This is a genomic window from Halorubrum sp. SS7 (assembly GCF_005435055.1).
Lineage (GTDB): Archaea > Halobacteriota > Halobacteria > Halobacteriales > Haloferacaceae > Halorubrum > Halorubrum salinarum.
Window position 1 is genome coordinate 1 of record NZ_SGXV01000051.1, and the last position, 1082, is coordinate 1082.

At 63.3% G+C, this 1082-nt stretch carries 1 protein-coding gene; it reads left to right on the forward strand.

Features of this window, described 5'->3' with window-relative positions:
• Positions 1-902 (forward strand): ABC transporter ATP-binding protein (locus EXE44_RS16275; protein ID WP_137717944.1); only part of this gene is annotated, 902 nt, incomplete at its 5' end.
• Positions 903-1082: the final 180 nt, after the last annotated feature.

Below are 1082 nucleotides of genomic sequence, written 5' to 3' on the forward strand. Positions count from 1 at the left end.
GCAAGACGCTGCTGTTAGAGACGATAGCCGGCTTCCACGAGCACAACGGGGTAGTGACGGCGAACGAAACGGATATCACGGGGAAACCGCCGGAGGAGCGGGGATTCGGCTTCGTGTTCCAAGATTACGCGCTCTTCCCGCATATGACTGTCCGGGAGAACGTCGAGTACGGCACCCGGTACCGAGAGTCGTCGCGTGATGCCGCCGAGCTGCTTGATGAACTCGGTGTGGCCCATCTCTCGGAGCGAAACCCACCGACCCTGTCGGGCGGAGAGAAACAGCGGGTTGCCCTCGCCCGAGCGCTCGCGATTCGCCCCTCTGTGATGCTGCTTGACGAACCGCTGGCAGCACTCGATGTCCCGACACAACAGGCCCTGCGAGACGATCTCGCGGATATACTTGACGACGTGACCGCGGTATACGTGACGCACAACCGCACGACGGCCCGCGCTGTCGCCGACCGGATCGTCGTGATGCAGGAGGGGCGGGTCGTTCAGCGTGGTACGCCCGAGGACGTGTTCGAACGGCCCGCTTCGCCGATGGTTGCCCGGTTCACCGGGTCGAACGTTATCGACCTCTCGGCGGCGCCCTCGCTACGCCGTATTCTCGATGATGGCATCGGGTCCCAGGCACGCTCCGACGGAAGCGGTCGGAGTCCAATCGATCACGACAGCGATACCGACGCAGCGCCCCAGGTCGCCATCAGACCGGAGGCAATCACACTCGGTGACGCTGACGGCGACCTGTCTGCGACCGTCGAGCGCGTCGTGCGCGAGGATGCAACGAACCGCGTGACGCTCGCGTTCGACGACATCACTGTTGAAGCGTTCGCTACCTCGCCACCGGTCGTAGGCACAGAAGTCACCCTGTCGTTCCCGCGCGATCGCCTCCACCCCTGTTAGCGGCGCGCCCATTTGGCACGGTAGCCTGTTCAGCCGTTCGTCTCGACCAGTTTGACCGGGTGATGCCAGCGGCATCCGTGTTCGACGTATTGAGAACAGTAGTGCGAGTCGCAACCACTACCGTCGTGTCGTGGTCATGTGCGCTACCGGCTGAGTCGATGGACTATACGGCACTCACGT